The organism is Salinispora goodfellowii (assembly GCF_059570675.1).
In genome coordinates this window covers 45,361-62,139 of record NZ_JCANTD010000026.1, presented here as the reverse complement: position 1 = coordinate 62,139, position 16,779 = coordinate 45,361, and the positions used below count along the sequence as shown (strand labels likewise).

The window sequence follows — 16,779 nt, the reverse complement described above, 5'->3', positions numbered from 1 at the left end:
ATAGGGTCAGGGGCCGCCCGGGAGGGTCAGAGCGCCACCATGGCGTTGTCCGCCCCGGTGGCCGACCCCCGGGCGTTGACGATTCCGGCCGCGCCATCGGTGCGGTAGCGGCACCACAGCCCCGCCGGCCGACCGCCGAACAGCAGCGGCCCCAGCACCGGCGCGACCTCGGCGTCGTGGGGTTTGTCGGCGCCATCGGCCAGCAACGCCACCCGGCAGGTCTGGGGCGGGACGAACTCCTGCACGATGCTGGTGCCGTCGGCCCCGGCCGCCACCGCGGTCTCCCACTCCACGGCATCCACCTCTGGTCCGATCACCACCTGCTTGCCGCAGTCCCCCAGCGCCTCCTTGAGCACCAGCCGCTCGCGGTTGCGCAACACGTACGGCAGCAGGTCAACCTGCTCGCCCGCGCGTTCGGTCCGCCGCTCGGAGAGCACCCGGGTCCAGGGCAGGTACCGGTTGACCAGGGCCCGCTCGGCCGCGGTCATCCAGGGTCGCCCCTCCGAGAGCAGGCCCATGGTCAGCTTGCTGTGCAGGAAGGTTCCGGTCTGGGTACCCACCAGCAGGGTGCCGTGGTCCAGGGCCTGCTGCACCTCGGCCGTGGAGACGCCGGCATCATTCCAGTCCGGAATGGTGAAGTTGCGCAGCCCGATCGGGTAACGCAGCTCCGGCGGGCAGTCCCACGCCTCGTGCAGCTCCTTCGGCTCGAAGAACCGGGTGGACAGCCCCTGGCTGCGGTGGTACTCGGCCTCGGCCTCGAAGTAGTAGCTGGTGACTCCCGTGACCTGGGCACTGCCGACGAGGGCGACCCGGGGCGCCACCGCCAGCTCCGCGCTGAGCGCGCGGAACATCTCGGCGCGCACGGCGAACGGGTCCGGCGAGCGATACGGCAGGCGGCCGCCGGCGTCGGCGTAGAGCCCACGCCACACGTCCAGGCGGCACTGCGTCTCCACCGCACCGCCGAGCGCGCCGCTGACGTTGAACTCCACGAAACGCAGCCCGTCCGGGCCGACAACCGCGTCCGGTCGGGCCACCCAGTCCGCGTACCGCTCGTCGAGGAGGGGGTCGCGCAGCCAGAGCTGGTCCTCGCTGGCCGGCATGCGGTAGACCGCCAGCCGCTCCCGAGCGGTGGGCGCGGTCTCCAGGGCGGTCCGGCGCAGCAGCCGCACCAGGGCACCGGCCACCCGGAACAGCTCCGCGTACGAGTCCCGGGGGATGGTCATCGGCGCGGCCGGCAGCACCGGTTGGTACGGCCAGCCGGTGTCCTGCAGCACGCTGCGCAGCAGATGCCGGAGCGTCTCCGCCGGCGCGACCGGCGGCAACCGTTGATCGCCGAACCACGGGTGTCCCGTCGCAGCGACCGATTCAACCCCGTGCATCTAACTCCCCCACCGCGCCGCGCTGCGCCACCGCATTGTGCAGCGCCGCCGCCGCAGCTGTGTCCTCAATGGCCATACCCACGGTACGCAGCACCGAGTTTCGGCCACCGAACTCGACCTGGCCGCCGATCAGGCGGCCCAGCTCCCGCAGGTCGTCGGCGGCGAGCAGGCCAGCGGCGAGGGCGGCCCGCACCTCGCCCGCACCGTCCAGCGCGGCGGCCCGCTCCTCGACCACGGTCACCGCGTCTCCCAGCAGAGCCGGGTCCACCTCGACCGCGTCCGGGTGGGTGCCACCGATCACGTTCAGGTGCGCCCCGCGCGCCACCCAGTCCGCCGCCACCACCGGCGTGCTGTCACTGGTGGAGGTGGCCGTGCAGATGATCGGCGCGTCCGCGACCGCGGTCTTCGCGCTGTCGCAGACCGTCACCCGGATCGGCGTCGTCGCCCGCACCTCGTCGGCGAGCTTCTCCGCACCCGCCCGGGTCCGGGAGAAGACCCGCAGGGTCTTGATCGGACGTACCGCCGCCACCGCCCGGATGAGGGCGCGGGCCTGCGCCCCCGCACCGATGACGGCGAGGTCGTCGGCGGTGGCCGCGGTGCAGAAACGGGTGGCCAGGGCCGCTACCGCGCCGGTCCGTACGGCGGTCAGCTCGGCGCCGTCCAGCAGCGCGGTGATCTGCCCGGTCTCAAGGTCGGTGAGGGCGACGATCCCGTGGATCAGCGGCAGCCCCCGCCCGGGGTTTTCCGGGGTCAGCGTGGTGACCTTGACGCTGCCGACCCCACGCCGCTCCCAGACCGCCGGACTCACCAGCAGTACCCGCTGCTCGCCGTGCTCCACCACCGTGCGAGCCGGGGAGCGGGTCCGGCCGGTGGCCAGGTCCACGAACATCTCACCGAGTACGTCGATCACCTGGGTCATCCGGTGTGCGCCCGCCATGTCGGCGGCGGTGACCATCACCGTCGCGGTCATCTGGTGCCGCCGAACCGGGCTTCCCAGGCGTCCTGACGCGCCACGGTGGCGCGGGCCATCCGGGCGAACGGCGGGCCCACCATGCTGCCATCCAGTACGGCGATGCCACCGTTGGCGCTGCCGACCGCCGAGACCACCCGGCGGGCCAGCCGCAGGTCGTTGTCCTGGGGACGCAGAGCCTGGTTGATGGTGGCCAGTTCGCTGGGGTGCACTGTCGCCTTGCCGTGAAAACCGAGGGCCCGCACCCGCGCGGTCTCCTCCGCCAGGACGGCCGGCTCGGAGAGCCGGAAGTTGGCGGTGTCGACACAGGCCGTACTGTGCCGCGCGCAGGCCATCGCCATCGCCTGCCGGGCGGCGAGCATCGCCGCCCAGGTGATCTCGACGTTGAGCGTGGCGGCCAGGTCGGCCGAGCCCAGCACCAGTCCGTCGGCCGCCTGAGCGATCGCGTCGATCTCGGTGACCGCCTCGACGGTCTCCACCGTCACGTAGATTTCCGGCTGCGCGCCGGCCGAGGCCAGGATCCGACGCAGCAGGGTGACCTCGGCCGCGGAGGTGACCATGGTCATCACGACGATGCCGGGCCGCACCGAGCTCTCCGTGAGCAGCAGCAGGTCGTGCACGGCCTCGACGCTGCCCAGTTCGTTGATGCGGACGGCGACGTTGGCCGGCTGGGGGGCCTTGTCCAACGCGTCCCGGCAGACCAACCGCGCGGCCGGCTTCTCCGCGGGCGGGACGGAGTCCTCCAGGTCGATCAGGTGCACGTCCGCGTCGTACGACCAGGCGTTCACGACCCGGTCCAGGGACAGCGCCGGGGTGTAGAGGATGCTGCGCGGGATGGCGCGCACGGCGCCACTCATCGGACGACCGTCCCGTCGAGCGCAGCGGCCGGACGCGCCCCGGCCTGCACCAGGACCGCGCAGAGCCGCCGGATCTGCTCCTCGGTCTGCCCGGCGCGCAGCATCACCCGCAGCCCCGCGGTGCCCCGGGCGACGATCGGGAAGAACACCGGCGAGGTGTAGAAGCCGGCGGCGAAGACCTGCTGGGCGGCGTTGACGACCGTTTCGTCACTCATCGGCACCAACCGGATCGGGTACGACTCGCCGGACTGCTCGGTGTCGAGCAGCGAGTCGAACAACGCGATGTTGGCGCGGAGCCGCCCCTGGAGCTGGTCCAACTCCTCGGTGCGGTGAATCTCCGCGGAGGCGAGCGCGGCGCCGACGGCGGCGGCGTTCATCTTCTGCGAGTAGCCCAGCGGGCCGGCGAAGCGTTCGACGAGCCGACGCGTCTCGTGCGGGTAGCCGTCGAGCAGGACCGCCGTACCGCCCGCACCGAAGCCCTTGCTCAGCGTGGCGACGGTGATGGTGCGCTGGTCGAGGAGGGGCGCGTGGGTCCGCACGTAGCCGATACCCCGCTGCCCGTACGCCGACAGCGAGTGCGAGTCGTCGTAGAAGACCAGCATGTTGTACTTGTCCTGCAGGTCGGCGAGCTCCTTGACCGGCGCGTAGCCGCCGAGGCTGTCGGCGCCGTCCACCACGTAGCAGACCCGCTCGTAGGTGCGGCACATGTCTTCGAGGTAGTCGAGGTCGTGGTGCTTGCAGGTGACCACCTCGGACTCGTCGGCGCAGCTCGGCTTGGCGTTGGCCAGCGACACGTGGGCGTTCTTGTCGAAGACCATCAGCGGCCGGGTGCCGTTGCCGAGGTGACCGGAGGCGATCAACGGCAGCAGGCCGGTGCTGGCCGCCGCGGTGGAGACCGCGCTGATCACCATCGCGCCGAAGAGTTCGCCGAGTGACTCCTCCAGCTCCAGCAGCACCGGCGTCTGCACCCGGGTGCGTGGGATGCAGTGGTCCAGCACGTTGAACCGGCGTAGCGCCGCGACCGCGCCGTCGATGACCTTCGGGTGGGTGTCGAGATCCAGATAGGAGCAGACGGTAAAGTTCACAAACTGGTGGCCGTCGGCCATGGTGAACACCCCGTCGGCGAGGTCGCCGACGATGCCGGCCACCCCGCTGGCCTCGGACCTGTTCCAGAAGGCGTTGCCGATGCCGATGAGCTTGTCGTTGTTGCGGTAGCGGTGGGTGGGGGTGATGGTCTTGCGGTCGCTCACGAGTTCACCTCGGTGGGCTGGTAGCTGTAGACACCCTTGAATCGCCGGTAGGCGTACGTGTAGAGGGCGACGCCCAGCACATGTGGCCGGCGCAGAATCTTCTTCGACTTCAACCAGAAGTTGACATTGATGTTGATGGGGTCGAGGGATTCGGCCTGGTGCCACCAGCCGAGCGGCAGGTAGAGCATGTGGCCGGGTTCGAGGACGAAGTCGCGGCGCTGGGCCAGCTTCGGCGCCACTCTCGGATAGCGCCCCAGGTCGACGTTGTCGAGGTCAACCACGTGGGATTTGTCCCCGAAGCCGCGCAGCATCGACCGGGGGTAGTAGTCGCGGGACCCGGGCGGCGCGATGATGAACCGCTTGCGGCCCTCCAGCGCGATGTTGAAGTTCTCGAACTCGTCGAAGTGGTTCTTGGTGAAGACGCCGCGGTGGCTGATCCAGAGGTTGGCCGCGTACAACGAGCTGCCGTAGCCGAAGAACCCGTCGGCGTCGAAGCCGATCACGGCGTTGACGTCGGCCGGGCTGTTCCGGATGTTCGACACCACCCGGTGCCAGGTGTCGGACTCGGTCAGGTGGCGCTCGTCGGCGAAGAAGTCCCGCAGGGTGATGTCCCGGGTCTCCCATCGCCCGGGGTGGTGCTTGTCGCCCGGTTCGGTGAACAGGGTGACGGTCATGTCGGCCAGCCGGGCCGCCACCCCCTCGCGCCCGAGCCCGCGCACGCTCTCCGGCAGTGAGATCACCGTCGGCACGTCGGCCCTGAAGAGGCCGCCGGGGCCGAGCGCCTGGAACTCCTCGAACGTCATACGGGCGACTGGTACGCCAGCCTCCTGCGGAACCGTCACGATCCGTCCTCCGTCTTCTACCACGGGAGCCCCAACGGACCTACCGGAGGAGCGTCCCAAAGTGACGCAATCAGGACACCCTACCGAGCAATGTGAAGGTTGTGAACGTTTGTAATCAGTGCACTTCAGATAGTTACTGGCTGGGGCGAAAGCGGCGACCGGGGTCGGCGCCACCGTGCGCGTAGCCGACGAGGCCGAGCGCGAGCACCCCGCCGGCGGCCCGCCGCACCGCCTCGTTCGGCGCGAGGTTAGGACGCAGAAATCCCGGGGGCGGTTCGCTGACCGGCGCCTATAGTGATGCGACGCGTTGGCCCGCCTGACCCGTCCCGTCTCTCACGTCCCGCGGGGGTACTTACCGTGCACGATTTCCGGCAGCCACCAATCACCCTGGACCGGGTGACGACCGGCCGGGGTGAGCTGGTGCTCCGCGAGGCGAACGGCCGCTACGAGGTCATCAGCAACGGCGTCTTCCTGATGGACACTTCGGACGGCCGGTCCGAGCGGCTGCTGGTTGACGCGGCGATGAGCAGGTGCACGGCATCGGCGCCCCGGCTGCTGATCGGCGGGCTCGGCGTCGGGTTCTCGCTGCTGCGCGCGACCGAGCACGCGCAACTGGCCGCCGTCGACGTGGTCGAGATCGAGGCCACCGTGATCGGCTGGCACGCCCGCCACCTGCACCACCTCACCGGCGCCGCGCAGGCCGACCCACGGGTACGGATCATCGAGGCGGACATCCTCGCCTGGCTGGCCGAGACCGACGACCAGTACGACGCCATCTGCCTGGACACCGACAACGGCCCGAACTGGCTCGTCTTCGAGGCCAACGCCGAGTTGTACGCCCAGCGCGGGCTCGACCTGGTGGCCGGCCGGCTCCGACCGGGGGGTGTCCTGGCGATCTGGAGCGCGAGCCGGGACGCCGCCTTCGAGCAGCGACTCCGGGAGCGCTTCGGCGAGCTGGAGCTGCTGGAGACGCCGACCGCCGCGTGCGCACCGGACGTGGTCTACCTGGTCCGGGCTACCGCGGCGAAGCGGGGAGAGCTACCGGACTCGCGAGCATGAGCGAGGTTCGGCACCAACCTGGTGACCCGGGCCGCCGGATCATCATCGCGCTCGACTTCGACACCGTTCGGGCCGCCGAGGCGACCGTTGACCGGCTGGGCGACGCCGCCAAGTCGTACAAGGTGGGGTTGGAGTTGCTGACCGTCGCCGGTCCGGGGCTGGCCGCCGGGCTGGTCGAGGCGGGCAAGGAGGTCTTCCTGGATCTCAAGTTGTTCGAGATCCCCACCTCGGTCGCGGGTGCCGTCCGCGCAGCGGGCCGGCTCGGCGTGACCATGGTGACCGTGCACGCCATGGGCGGCACCGGAATCATGGCAGCGGCGGTACGGGCCGCCGCTGACTTCCCGGGGCTCAAGGTCCTCGCGCTGACCGTCGTCACCAGCCTCACCGACACCGACCTCGCCGCTGTTGGGCTGAACAGCACGGTCGATGAGCAGGTTGTCCGGCTGGCCCGGCTGGCCCAGCACGCCGGTTGTCACGGCGTGGTCGCCTCGCCCCGGGAGGCGGCGGCACTGCGCGCCGCGCTCGGCCCGGACATGCTGATCGTTACGCCCGGGGTGCGGCTGCCGGCCGACCTGACCGCCGGGGTCACGACCGAACACTCCCGGCCGGCCCACCCGGTGGCGGCGGTCCGGGCGGGCGCGACCCACGTCATCATTGGCCGGTCGTTGACCCGGGCAGCCGATCCGGCCGCCGTCCTTGCCCACCTCGCCGACGAGCTGGGTGGGCAAGGACGGCCCGGGACCTAGGCCGGCTTCATCTTCAGCCCGGCCAGCGCCTTCGCCAGCGCCGCCTCGACCTTGGTCAGCTTCGCGTCGCTCGCCGCCGCGTCAGCCAGGGTGGCCTTGGCCGCATCGAGGGTGTGGGTCAGCGCCGCCCAGGATTTCTTGGTGTACCGGTCTTCGTCGAGCGAGTCCGCCTGCGCGACGGTGTTCTCGAGCGCCAGCCGGGCCCGCGGGACCAACTGCTGGTACGCCAGCCGGAGCGCCCGGGCCTGGGCGTCCACCTCAGCCTGGGTGGCGGTTCCGGAGCCGGCGACCGCGCGGGCCGCATCCAGCTCCTGTCGGAACACTGCGAAGTCGATGCTCCCGTACCGGTCCTCGCTGTCGACGTACTTTTCCGCCTCGGTGATGGCGGCGTCGAGCGCCGTGGTGTCCACCGGCCCGTCTCCCGGGTCGTCGGGCTGCGGACCGAACTGGAACCAGTCGAAGTTCGACACCCAGTCCTGCCCGTCCGGGGCGTGGAAGACGAAGGCCACGTCCCGGGCCTGCACGAGCGCCTCGGGATCGGTGATCTCCGCCTGGGTGGTGACCCAGTTACCCCAGCTGCCGGTGCCGGGCAGCGTCGCCTCGCCCACGACCGGTCCATCCTGCGTACCCGCCCGCACCTGCAGGGAGCTCGGCGCGCCGTCGGGCGAGTACTTGCTCGCGTAGCGAATCGCCAGCGTCGTCGGTGCGACATCGAAGGCGAGATTCTTGTACTGGATCCAGGCCCCGTCCCGCACCCCACCGAGGTTGCCGCTGCCGGAGTTCGCCTCGTTCTTCAGGTCGCCGCCCGACCACTCGTCGGACTGCTCCCCCTCCAGTACGCGCTGTCCACCCTCGTCGATGGCCAACGCGGCGATCATGCCGGTCAGGGACTCGCCGGCGCTGCGCAACGTCGCCGTGCTGGCGGAGGTGTCGGCGAGCGCCGCCTGGGCCCACCGCACCGCGGCGTCGAAGACTCGGTAGGTGGCGTAGGAGTAGTTTCCCTGGCGGACCAGGACCGCCTCGGCAACGAGTTCCTGCAGCTGCTGGCGCTCCGCCGCGGCCACCGAGATCGCCAGCGGAGTACGCGAGGACAGCCCGTCGCCGGTGACCTGAGCGGCGGAGACGCCGCGGGCGAAGGCCGAGTCGGTGAAGGTGAGGAAGAACCGGGCACTGGTCGTGGTCGAGCCGGTCAGCGCCACCCGGATTTTCTTCGCGTTGACGACCTCGACCTTCGCCTTGACGCCGGCCGGCAGCCCGTGGATCGAGGCCGCGCCCGTCTTCAGGTAGTTCGTGCCGGGACGGCCGGCGAACCGGGCGCCCCCCTCCAGGGCGAGCTTGACCGAGCCGTTCAGGTCGCCATCGGCGCGAGCGGCGATCGTCGTGGCCGACGCGCGCACGGTGTAGTCGCTCGGAGCGCCGCCGTCGCCGTCGCCCGCGGTGCTCATCGAGTACGCCGGCTCACTGTCGGCACCCCAGTCAGAGGGGGTGGCCCCCATCCGTACGTCGAGGGCACCGCCCTGGACAAGGGTGTGGTAGTCGAGCCAGGTGTTACCGAAGTTCGCCCCGTTCAACGAGGCGGACTGGAGGTAGTAGTTGTCGGCGGAGACGCCGTCGGCGGAGATGGTGAAGGTGCGCCCGTCCGCGTACGAGATCGTTGTGCGGTCGAAGAACGGCGAGCCGAGCTGGTACTGGGAGGAACCCGAGGTAACCGGGAAGAGGCCGATGGCCGCGGCGACGAACATCGTCGACATCGTGCCGGCGTCGTTGTCCATGGTGGGCAGGAAGCCCCGCGGGTCCAGCTGGTAGACCTTGGTCTTGATCGGCGGGCGGAACTCACCGTCGCTACTCGGGTAGTCGGCGGTGCTGCTGGAGGCGAGGTAGCGGTTCCAGCTCTCCTTCGTGTAGATCGTGCGCACCCACTTCTGGGTCAGGCTCGGCAGCCCCACGTAGTTGAAGAGGTAGGGCGCCTGCAGGTCGACCTCGTTCGCGTTGGAGTGCAGCATGCCGAGGCCGTTGTCCGGGTCGTCCTCGCCGAGGAAGTGCACGGCCCCGCGTCGACCCGCCGCCGGCCCGCCCATCGCGGCGACGACGCCGGCCAGGTCGTAGACCGGGTACCAGTTGTACTGCCAGAGCGTGCCCTGGTAGAGGTTCGCCGCACCGAGCCGCTCGTAGTCGGCCTCGATCCAGTCGCCCTCCTCCGCGCGCGGAGTGAGTAGTCCGACCTGGGTGCCGTCCGCCGCCGTCCAGGCATCCGGCTTGTACAGGTTCGCCATCGGCAGCGCGGCCGCCTCGCGCAGCTGCGTCGCCTCGGCACCGTGGCCGAGCGCGTCGGCGATGATCGCCAACGCCCACTGGTCGTAGCCGCGCTGCACCGAGTCGCCGGGGCGGTCTTTAGGGTGCCCCTGGCCCAGCTGGTCGCCGTCGGAGAAGCCGACGTACTCCTTCAACGCCGGGTACGCCTGGTCGAGCCGTTCGAAGCCGGTGAAGCCCTTCGAGATGGCGTCGGCGATGATGACCGCAGAGCGCTCCCACCGTACGGTCGGCACCGAGTGGGTGAGCCCGCCGATGCTCCTGCCGGTGCTCGCCACGTCGGCGAAGAGGTAGCTGAGCGACTGGATCATGTCGCGGTACAGCTCGGGGTCGAGGTAGGCCAGCACCGAGTACTTGCGGAAGTCGTCCCAGGACGCCCATCCGTCGTAGTAGGTGAAGTCGTCCACCTGGTGCACCACGCCGTCCACGCCCCGGTAGGTGCCCGAGGTGCTGGTCGCGTTCACCGGGAGCGCGAACATGCGGTAGAGGTGGGTGTAGAAGAGGCGGCCCAGGGTGCCGTCCGGGTCCGCCGCCGCCGAGGCGGAGATGTCGACCCGGCCGAGACGCTCGTTCCAGACCGCCTTCGTACGCGCGCGTACCTCGTCGAAGGTCCGGCCGCCGACCTCGGCGACCTGGTCGATCCGCGCCTGCTCCGCGCTGATCGGCGACAGCGTGATGCGCAGGCCGATCTCGTCCGCGTCCTCGGGCGCGAAGGCGAGGATGGCGCCGGTGTCGACGCCCTGCCGGGACGCGGCGTCGCCGAACTCGTCCGCTGCCCACGTCCTGACCGACGTGACCGGCTGCTCGGTCTCGGCATAGTAGTGCAGGGCGTAGGAGGCGCCGTAGAAGCTGCCCCGGAGCTCACCGGTGAGCGCGACCCGACCGTCGCCGAGCTGCGTGACGTCCACTGCCGAGCTGGTCCGGTTCGTGAAGTTGTTATGCAGGTCGACGACGAGTTCCGGGGTGGCTCCGGCGGGGAAGGCGTAGCGGTGCAGCGCGGTACGCGTCGTCGCGGTCACCTCAGCGTTGATCTCGCCCGGGCCGTTCTCCACGGCGCTGTCCGGGCCCGAGATCTCGCCGAGACGCACCTGGTAGTACCCGGGTGCGGCCGTCTCGGCCTCGTGCGTGAACGGATGCGCATAGGATTCGGTCGATGGCCGAGCGCTGTACTCGACCTGGGTCGGCACGACGAGGATGTCACCACCGCCACCGGAGCCGCCGACCCCATCGAGGTTCGTCTGGGTGAATCCGGCGATCTGGGTCTCGTCGTGGTCGTAGCCCGCGTGGTTGCGCTCCGGCGTGGTCAGCGGGCTGACCTTCGCCAACCCGTTCGGCGCCTGCGCCCCGGGCAGGTCGTTGCCGTAGTCACCGGCGGTCGACACGAACGGGTTGACGAACGAGGTGTAGTCAACCGATGAGCCTTCGACCGGTGTGGCCGTCGCTGGCACGGCGACCACACCGGTCGACGCAACGGCCAGGACCGCAGTGATCGCGGTGGTGCGCCAGCGGTTGCGCCCGCGGTTGGCCCGCCGCCTCGGCACGGTGGAGACTCCATCCTGGGGGTCGGGTGAATGTGGTGGCACAGCAGAACTCCTCACGCCGACAACGTTGTCGGCGTTATCTTGCCGGCCCCGGGTGTTCATCCGGTGAACCGCGTGCAGCCACCCCAGAAAGCCGAGGTCACCTGGTCCGGCTTACCGACTCACGCTCGGCCGCCGGCCGAGATGGATGAGGAACTCGTTCTCCTCGACAAAGGTGTCGGTGTCGCTGTGCTGGCCCAGGACGGCACGGACCGCGTCGTCGAACTCATGGAGCCGGTCGCCGAAGAGTTCCGGTTCGGCGAACGTGGTGGAGTGCAGGTAGCCAAGGATGCTGTTGGCCGTCCAGGTCCGGTGCACCGGCACGACGGCCTCCTCGACCCGGTTGAACGGCGAGTCGCGTAGGGCCTGAAGGTCTGGACGGCGCTGCCCGTGGAACGTGCCTTCACCCGCCCGACGTTGATCGCCGAGAAATTCTTGAATGACCGCCCGGACCGCCAGTTCCCACTCGTTGTCGGCGACCCAGAAGCTCTTGTCGGCGAAGATCGCGACGGCACCGTCCCGGCTGACCTGTGCGTCCAGTTGATTCAGGACCCGCACCTGATCGAGCCAGTGGAACGTTCGGCAGATGGTCACCAGGTCGGCCTGCCACCCGGCTGATGGGGTGTACTCCTCCGCGGTGGCCTCCTGGAGGCGCAGCTGGACGTCGGCGGGTAGCCGCGGGCGGAGTGCGTTCTCGGCTGCGGCGAGCATCTCGGCGTCCGGGTCGATGCCGGTGATGTCGTCGAAGCGGTCCCGCAGCGCCTCCACCACGAGGCCGGTACCGGTGCCGATGTCGAGCAGCCGTCGCGGCGAACCGGCGGGGACCGCGGCGTCCAAGACATCGGCCACCGCCGTCGGTATATCCGGCCGGAACTGTCGGTAAAAACCTACAGTTCCATGGAATATGCTCATAGTTAACTCCTTGCGGCAAAATGACCTAAGAACCATAGGCATTCGGCTGTTCCGGCAGCGGCGAAACGCACCAACCCGTTCCGGCCAGCCCGCCATCGGGTTGCGATTCGGACATCCGCCACCGCGGGATTCGATCGGGCAGATCGGGGAATCCCCGGCCGGTGCCGGACGTACTGACCAGCCTGCCGTGGCCGACCGGGCCGAGCATCGCCGTCTTCGGGGTGGCGGGGATCCTCACGGTGCTGGGCAGCATCCGCCTGGTCGCCCTCGGCGACACCCTCGCCGACCGAACCGGCTGGGGTGAGGCGTTCTTCGGCGCGGTCTTCATCGGGCTGGCAACCTCGTTGTCCGGCATCGTGATGACCGCCGTCACCGCGGCGGCGGAGCAGCCGCAGCTCGGTTACAGCAACGCGGTCGGCGGGATCGCCGCCCAGACCACCGCAGTCGCCGTGGCGGACGCCTTCCACCGCCGGGCCAACCTGGAGCACGCCTCGGCGTCGCTGTCGAACGTGCTCTTCGGGGTCCTGCTCATCGTGCTGCTCTCGCTGGTCCTGCTCGGCCGCTACGCACCGGATGTCACCGTGGCCGGTCTGCACCCCGCCTCACTCGCCATGGTCGCCGCCTACCTCGGCGGCCTACATCTGGTCCGCCGCTCCGGAGCCAGTCCGCTGTGGCGAGCCGTAGCCACCGCCGAGACCCTGCCGGACATCAGCCACGAGCACGGCAGCCTCGACCGGACCAGCTCCAGCCGGCTCTGGGTACGCTTCGCGGCGGTGGGTCTGCTGGTCGCGATGGGAGGGTGGGCGATCGCCCGGGCCGCCGAGAGCCTGGTGCTGGGCACCGGCTTGAGCGCGGGCTTCGTCGGGGCGATCCTGATGGGCGCGGTGAACGCCCTCCCGGAGACGGTTACCGCAGTGGCGGCGGTCCGCCGGGGCGCCCCGACCCTGGCCATCGCCGCCGTCCTCGGCGGCAACAGCCTGGACGCCCTCAACCTGGTGGTCGGCGACGTGGCCTACCGGGGCGGCTCGATCTACCACGCTGCCGGCGACGCTCAACTCTTCGTGACTACCAGTGCGCTGTTCATGACCGCGATCCTGCTCGGCGGCCTGCTGGTGCGGCAGGCGTACGGCTGGGGGCGGCTCGGCTTCGAGGGCATCCTGCTGCTGATCAGCTACGCGGTGATGACCGTCATCCTGGCCACCTGACCGGCGCCAGGACAGCCGGATCGTCGACAAGATGCGCAAGCGGCCCGGGTGATGGTGGCGTCGCCGATGCCGGGGAGCGGTGCGGGTCAGCGGCTCGTCGGGACCGGCGGGGGTGGCGCGGCGGGGCTGCCAGCGTCGTGCTGCTCGCCGTGACCGCTCAGTACCAGCACGACTAGCGCCGCTACCGCGGCGGCCCGCCGCGCGATCACCACGCACCTCGACACCCTGACTCACCCCCGTTTCGCACCGCGACATCCCCCAGCTGATGTCAACGCCGCCGGACGGCATTTTCCTGGCAACGAGTGGACTCGACGATGGGACACGTTCCGCCGCACGGCGGGGCGGGCCCGGCGACAACGGCCCCAGCAGCACAGCAGTCCCGGCGGAACGCGTACCCGCCCGGCAGCGCCGCTAACCGCGCTGGCCGGGCGGGCTTGGGATGCCCCTCGCTACCGGGGGTGGCCGGAAGACCGGGGGTGGCCGGAAGCGCGGAGCCCCGCCGGGAGCTGGGGCAGCGGGCGGAAACCCCGCAGCCGGAGACTGTTGGCGACCACGAAGACCGAGGAGAAGGCCATCGCGGCCCCGGCGATCATCGGGTTGAGCAGACCGGCCGCGGCTAGGGGAAGCGCCGCCACGTTGTAGGCGAACGCCCAGAACAGGTTGCCCTTGATGATCGCGAGGGTCCGCCGGGACAACCGGATGGCGTCGGCCGCGGCGGTCAGGTCACCCCGCACCAGGGTCAGGTCGGACGCCTCGATCGCCACATCCGTACCGGTGCCCATCGCCAACCCGAGGTCGGCCTGGGCCAACGCCGCGGCGTCGTTGACCCCGTCACCGACCATCGCCACCACCCGGCCCTCCCGCTGGAGCCGCTGGACCACCGCCACCTTCTCGGCGGGCAGCACCTCCGCGACCACCTCGTCGATCCCGACCTCGACCGCGACCGCCCGGGCGACGGTCTCGTTGTCGCCGGTGAGCAACACCGGGTTCAGGCCCAACTCCCGCAGTTGTCGGAGCGCGAGCGCGCTGGTCGGCCGGACCACGTCGGCGACCGCGAGCAGCCCGCGGGCCCGCCCGTCCCAGGCCACCAGCACCGCCGTCGCACCGGCGGCCTGCGCCGTGGCACCGGCCGTCACCAGCTCTTCCGGTACGTCCAGTCCCCGCTCCCGCAGCAGTCGGAGCCGGCCGACCAGCACGCGGTGGCCCGCCACCACGCCCTCGACGCCCAGCCCTTCGAGGTTGGCGAAGTCGGTTACCGGCGGCAGGGGCCCCGCCTCGGCCGCCCCCGCCGCGACCGCCTGGGCGATCGGATGCTCCGAGGCGGCCTCCAGGGCGCCGGCGAGCCGGAGCAGCTCGGCCCGCTCCACACCGCTGGCCGCGACCACGTCCACCAGGGCCATCCGGCCGGCGGTGACGGTCCCGGTCTTGTCCAGCACGACCGTGTCCACCGTCCGGGTGGACTCCAGCACCTCCGGCCCCTTGATCAGGATGCCGAGCTGTGCGCCCCGACCGGTGCCCACCAACAGCGCGGTGGGGGTAGCCAGGCCCAGGGCACAGGGGCAAGCAATGATCAACACAGCTACCGTGGCGGTGAAGGCCGCGGTCGGGCCGGCGCCACTGCCCAGCCACCAGCCAAGGGTGGCGGCGGCAAGGGCGATCACGACGGGAACGAAGACCCCGGAGATCCGGTCGGCGAGCCGTTGCACGGCCGCCTTGCCGGACTGTGCGGCCTCCACCAGTCGGGCCAGCTGGGCGAGCTGCGTGTCGCTGCCGACCCGGGTGGCCTTCACCACCAGCCGTCCACCCGCGTTGACGGTGGCGCCGATCACGGCGTCGCCGGCCCTGACCTCGACCGGCACGGATTCCCCGGTGAGCATGCTGGCATCGACCGCCGAGCTCCCCGTCACCACCACCCCGTCGGTGGCGACCTTCTCACCGGGGCGCACCACGAACCGGTCCCCCACCACCAGCTGGTCGATCGGGATCCGGGTCTCCACGTCACCGCGCAGCACCGCCACGTCCTTCGCACCCAGCTCCAGCAGGGTGCGCAGGGCGGCACCGGCGGTGCGCTTCGCGCGCGCCTCGAAGTACCGGCCGGCGAGGATAAAGGTGGTGACGCCGGCCGCCGCCTCCAGGTAGATGTGGCCCGCGCCGCCGCCGGAGACGATGGCGAAGCTGAACGGGTGGGTCATGCCGGGAACGCCAGCCGTGCCGAGGAAGAGCGCCCAGAGCGACCAACCGAACGCGGCGAGGGTGCCCAGCGACACCAACGTGTCCATGGTCGCCGCGGCGTGCCGGAGGTTGACCCAGGCCGCCCGGTGAAAGGGCAGGCCACCCCAGACCACCACCGGGGCGGCCAGCGTCAGCGACAGCCACTGCCAGTAGGTGAACTGCCAGGGCGGCACCATCGCCAGCAGGATCACCGGCACGGTGAGCGCGGCCGAGACCCCGAGCCGGGTAGCGAGCCCGCGCAGTTCGTCGGCCGGTTCGGCGGCGGGCGCCGCTGCGGCTGCCGGTGGCGGCGGTACGACGGCGGTGTAGCCGGTCTTCTCGACCGTGACGATCAGGTCGTCCGGGGTCACCCCGTCGACGTACGCGACCCGGGCCTTCTCGGTGGCGTAGTTCACCGTGGCGGTGACGCCGGGCATCCGGTTCAGTTTCTTCTCGATGCGGGCGGCGCAGGAGGCGCAGGTCATCCCGCCGATCGACAGTTCAATCTGGTGGTCGGCCCGCGGTTTCGGGCTGCTCGTGGTGGTCATCGCACTCCCTACCGGTCGGGCCCGCGCTCCGGGGGGTGGGACCCGGTGCCGGGGTCGTCATGCTCAGGGGCATCGTGCTCGGGGTCGTCCCGCTCCGGGTTGGCGTGCCCGGGGTCGTCGTGGTGGGTCTCGACGGCAGGGGTGCCGGGGCCGGTCACCTGACCGACCCCGTACGCCGCGCCGAACACCACCGCGAGACCGAGCAGGAAGGCGGTGAGCTTCGTCGCCGTTTTCATGCGGACCTCGGTCTCGACGCGGGTCAGGCGTCGACGAGGTCGTAGCCGGCCTCGTCGACTGCGGCGCGTACGGTCTCGACCTCGATCGGGTGCTGGCTGGTGACGGTCAGCCGGCCAGCCGCCAGGTCAACCTGAACCTGCTCCACCCCCGGCAGCTCACCCACCTCGGCGCTGACCGCGGCTACGCAGTGCCCGCAGGTCATGCCCTGCACCTGGTATGTGGTGGTGACCATGGAAACCTCCCCTTCCACCTGGCCAACCCCCTGGGAAATACCCCCCAGGGGTAACTGTTCGCGACTTTAGCATACCCCTGAGGGGTACGGTATTCTGATCCGCATGACCAGACCCGAACCCGCCCCGGTCCGCGGCTACACCGCCAGCAAGGACCAGCTACTCACCCGGCTGCGCCGGGTCGAGGGGCAGGTCCGGGGGATCGAGAAGATGGTCGAGGAGGATCGATACTGCATCGACGTCCTCACCCAGATCTCGGCGATCCAGGCCGCGCTGGACAAGGTGGCGCTCGGACTGCTCGACGGACACGCCCGCCACTGCCTGCGCGAGGGGGCGGCCGAGGGGCGAGCCGACGAGATGGCGACCGAGATGATGGCTGCCGTCGGCCGACTGATGAAACGCGGCTGACCGCCCGTCCCGTTACTCGCCCGGTAGTCGTTGGG

At 70.7% G+C, this 16,779-nt stretch carries 14 protein-coding genes; 4 read left to right on the top strand and 10 right to left on the bottom strand.

Annotated elements, in window-relative coordinates; translation table 11 throughout:
* Window positions 1–26 precede the first annotated feature (26 nt).
* Genes T398_RS20700 through T398_RS20680 form a run of 5 tightly spaced genes read right to left on the bottom strand, consistent with a single transcriptional unit; the run spans window position 27 to window position 5,259 of the window.
* Window positions 27–1,379 (bottom strand): hypothetical protein, encoded by a 1,353-nt coding sequence (locus T398_RS20700; protein ID WP_496449228.1) that lies wholly within the window; start codon window positions 1,377–1,379, stop codon window positions 27–29.
* Window positions 1,366–2,349: an ornithine cyclodeaminase family protein gene (locus tag T398_RS20695; RefSeq protein WP_496449227.1), complete on the bottom strand. Its 984-nt coding sequence runs from the start codon at window positions 2,347–2,349 to the stop codon at window positions 1,366–1,368. Before T398_RS20695 ends, T398_RS20700 begins: the two co-directional genes overlap by 14 nt.
* Window positions 2,346–3,206 carry an HpcH/HpaI aldolase/citrate lyase family protein gene (locus T398_RS20690; RefSeq protein ID WP_496449225.1) on the bottom strand — a complete coding sequence of 287 codons (861 nt, stop codon included), beginning with the start codon at window positions 3,204–3,206 and terminating at the stop codon, window positions 2,346–2,348. Before T398_RS20690 ends, T398_RS20695 begins: the two co-directional genes overlap by 4 nt.
* Entirely contained in the window at window positions 3,203–4,456 is a 1,254-nt protein-coding gene (locus tag T398_RS20685) for an 8-amino-7-oxononanoate synthase family protein (protein ID WP_496449223.1), read from the bottom strand. The genes T398_RS20690 and T398_RS20685 overlap by 4 nt, the downstream gene beginning before the upstream one ends.
* Entirely contained in the window at window positions 4,453–5,259 is an 807-nt protein-coding gene (locus tag T398_RS20680) for a cupin-like domain-containing protein (RefSeq protein ID WP_496449245.1), read from the bottom strand. The genes T398_RS20685 and T398_RS20680 overlap by 4 nt, the downstream gene beginning before the upstream one ends.
* Before the next feature lie 396 nt (window positions 5,260–5,655).
* Between T398_RS20680 and T398_RS20675 the strand changes: the two genes are divergently transcribed.
* Together T398_RS20675 and pyrF are read left to right on the top strand one after the other, a co-directional pair.
* Window positions 5,656–6,357: a spermine/spermidine synthase domain-containing protein gene (locus T398_RS20675; protein WP_496449221.1), complete on the top strand. Its 702-nt coding sequence runs from the start codon at window positions 5,656–5,658 to the stop codon at window positions 6,355–6,357.
* A complete protein-coding gene (gene pyrF, locus T398_RS20670) occupies window positions 6,354–7,103 on the top strand; it encodes an orotidine-5'-phosphate decarboxylase (RefSeq protein WP_496449219.1) in 750 nt (249 codons plus the stop codon). Before T398_RS20675 ends, pyrF begins: the two co-directional genes overlap by 4 nt.
* Here pyrF and T398_RS20665 read toward each other — a convergent pair.
* Together T398_RS20665 and T398_RS20660 are read right to left on the bottom strand one after the other, a co-directional pair.
* Window positions 7,100–10,954, bottom strand: coding sequence for a glycoside hydrolase domain-containing protein (locus tag T398_RS20665; protein ID WP_496449217.1), 3,855 nt, complete (start codon window positions 10,952–10,954; stop codon window positions 7,100–7,102). The genes pyrF and T398_RS20665 overlap by 4 nt on opposite strands.
* A gap of 153 nt (window positions 10,955–11,107) precedes the next feature.
* Window positions 11,108–11,905: a class I SAM-dependent methyltransferase gene (locus tag T398_RS20660; RefSeq protein ID WP_496449215.1), complete on the bottom strand. Its 798-nt coding sequence runs from the start codon at window positions 11,903–11,905 to the stop codon at window positions 11,108–11,110.
* A gap of 161 nt (window positions 11,906–12,066) precedes the next feature.
* Between T398_RS20660 and T398_RS20655 the strand changes: the two genes are divergently transcribed.
* Entirely contained in the window at window positions 12,067–13,110 is a 1,044-nt protein-coding gene (locus T398_RS20655; protein ID WP_496449214.1) for a sodium:calcium antiporter, read from the top strand.
* Window positions 13,111–13,559: 449 nt separating this feature from the next.
* On the opposite strand, the gene T398_RS20650 is transcribed toward T398_RS20655, so the two are convergent.
* The 3 genes from T398_RS20650 to T398_RS20640 are packed head-to-tail and all read right to left on the bottom strand — an operon-like array spanning window position 13,560 to window position 16,338.
* Entirely contained in the window at window positions 13,560–15,869 is a 2,310-nt protein-coding gene (locus T398_RS20650; protein ID WP_496449212.1) for a heavy metal translocating P-type ATPase, read from the bottom strand.
* A gap of 8 nt (window positions 15,870–15,877) precedes the next feature.
* A complete protein-coding gene (locus tag T398_RS20645; protein ID WP_496449211.1) occupies window positions 15,878–16,105 on the bottom strand; it encodes a hypothetical protein in 228 nt (75 codons plus the stop codon).
* Window positions 16,106–16,128: 23 nt separating this feature from the next.
* Complete coding sequence (locus T398_RS20640; RefSeq protein ID WP_018818845.1) at window positions 16,129–16,338, bottom strand: heavy-metal-associated domain-containing protein; 210 nt, start codon at window positions 16,336–16,338, stop codon at window positions 16,129–16,131.
* 103 nt (window positions 16,339–16,441) lie between these two features.
* On the opposite strand from T398_RS20640, the gene T398_RS20635 reads away from it, so the two are divergent.
* Window positions 16,442–16,744, top strand: a complete 303-nt coding sequence (locus tag T398_RS20635) for a metal-sensitive transcriptional regulator (RefSeq protein ID WP_496449209.1) — start codon at window positions 16,442–16,444, stop codon at window positions 16,742–16,744.
* The last annotated feature ends 35 nt before the right edge of the window (window positions 16,745–16,779 follow it).

Coding starts and splice junctions, on each gene's coding strand:
- T398_RS20700 (WP_496449228.1), bottom strand. CDS start 1,379: ATGCACGGGGTTGAATCGGTCGCTGCGACGGGACACCCGTGGTTCGGC.
- T398_RS20695 (WP_496449227.1), bottom strand. CDS start 2,349: ATGACCGCGACGGTGATGGTCACCGCCGCCGACATGGCGGGCGCACAC.
- T398_RS20690 (WP_496449225.1), bottom strand. CDS start 3,206: ATGAGTGGCGCCGTGCGCGCCATCCCGCGCAGCATCCTCTACACCCCG.
- T398_RS20680 (WP_496449245.1), bottom strand. CDS start 5,259: ATGACGTTCGAGGAGTTCCAGGCGCTCGGCCCCGGCGGCCTCTTCAGG.
- pyrF (WP_496449219.1), top strand. CDS start 6,354: ATGAGCGAGGTTCGGCACCAACCTGGTGACCCGGGCCGCCGGATCATC.
- T398_RS20660 (WP_496449215.1), bottom strand. CDS start 11,905: ATGAGCATATTCCATGGAACTGTAGGTTTTTACCGACAGTTCCGGCCG.
- T398_RS20650 (WP_496449212.1), bottom strand. CDS start 15,869: ATGACCACCACGAGCAGCCCGAAACCGCGGGCCGACCACCAGATTGAA.
- T398_RS20645 (WP_496449211.1), bottom strand. CDS start 16,105: ATGAAAACGGCGACGAAGCTCACCGCCTTCCTGCTCGGTCTCGCGGTG.
- T398_RS20640 (WP_018818845.1), bottom strand. CDS start 16,338: ATGGTCACCACCACATACCAGGTGCAGGGCATGACCTGCGGGCACTGC.
- T398_RS20635 (WP_496449209.1), top strand. CDS start 16,442: ATGACCAGACCCGAACCCGCCCCGGTCCGCGGCTACACCGCCAGCAAG.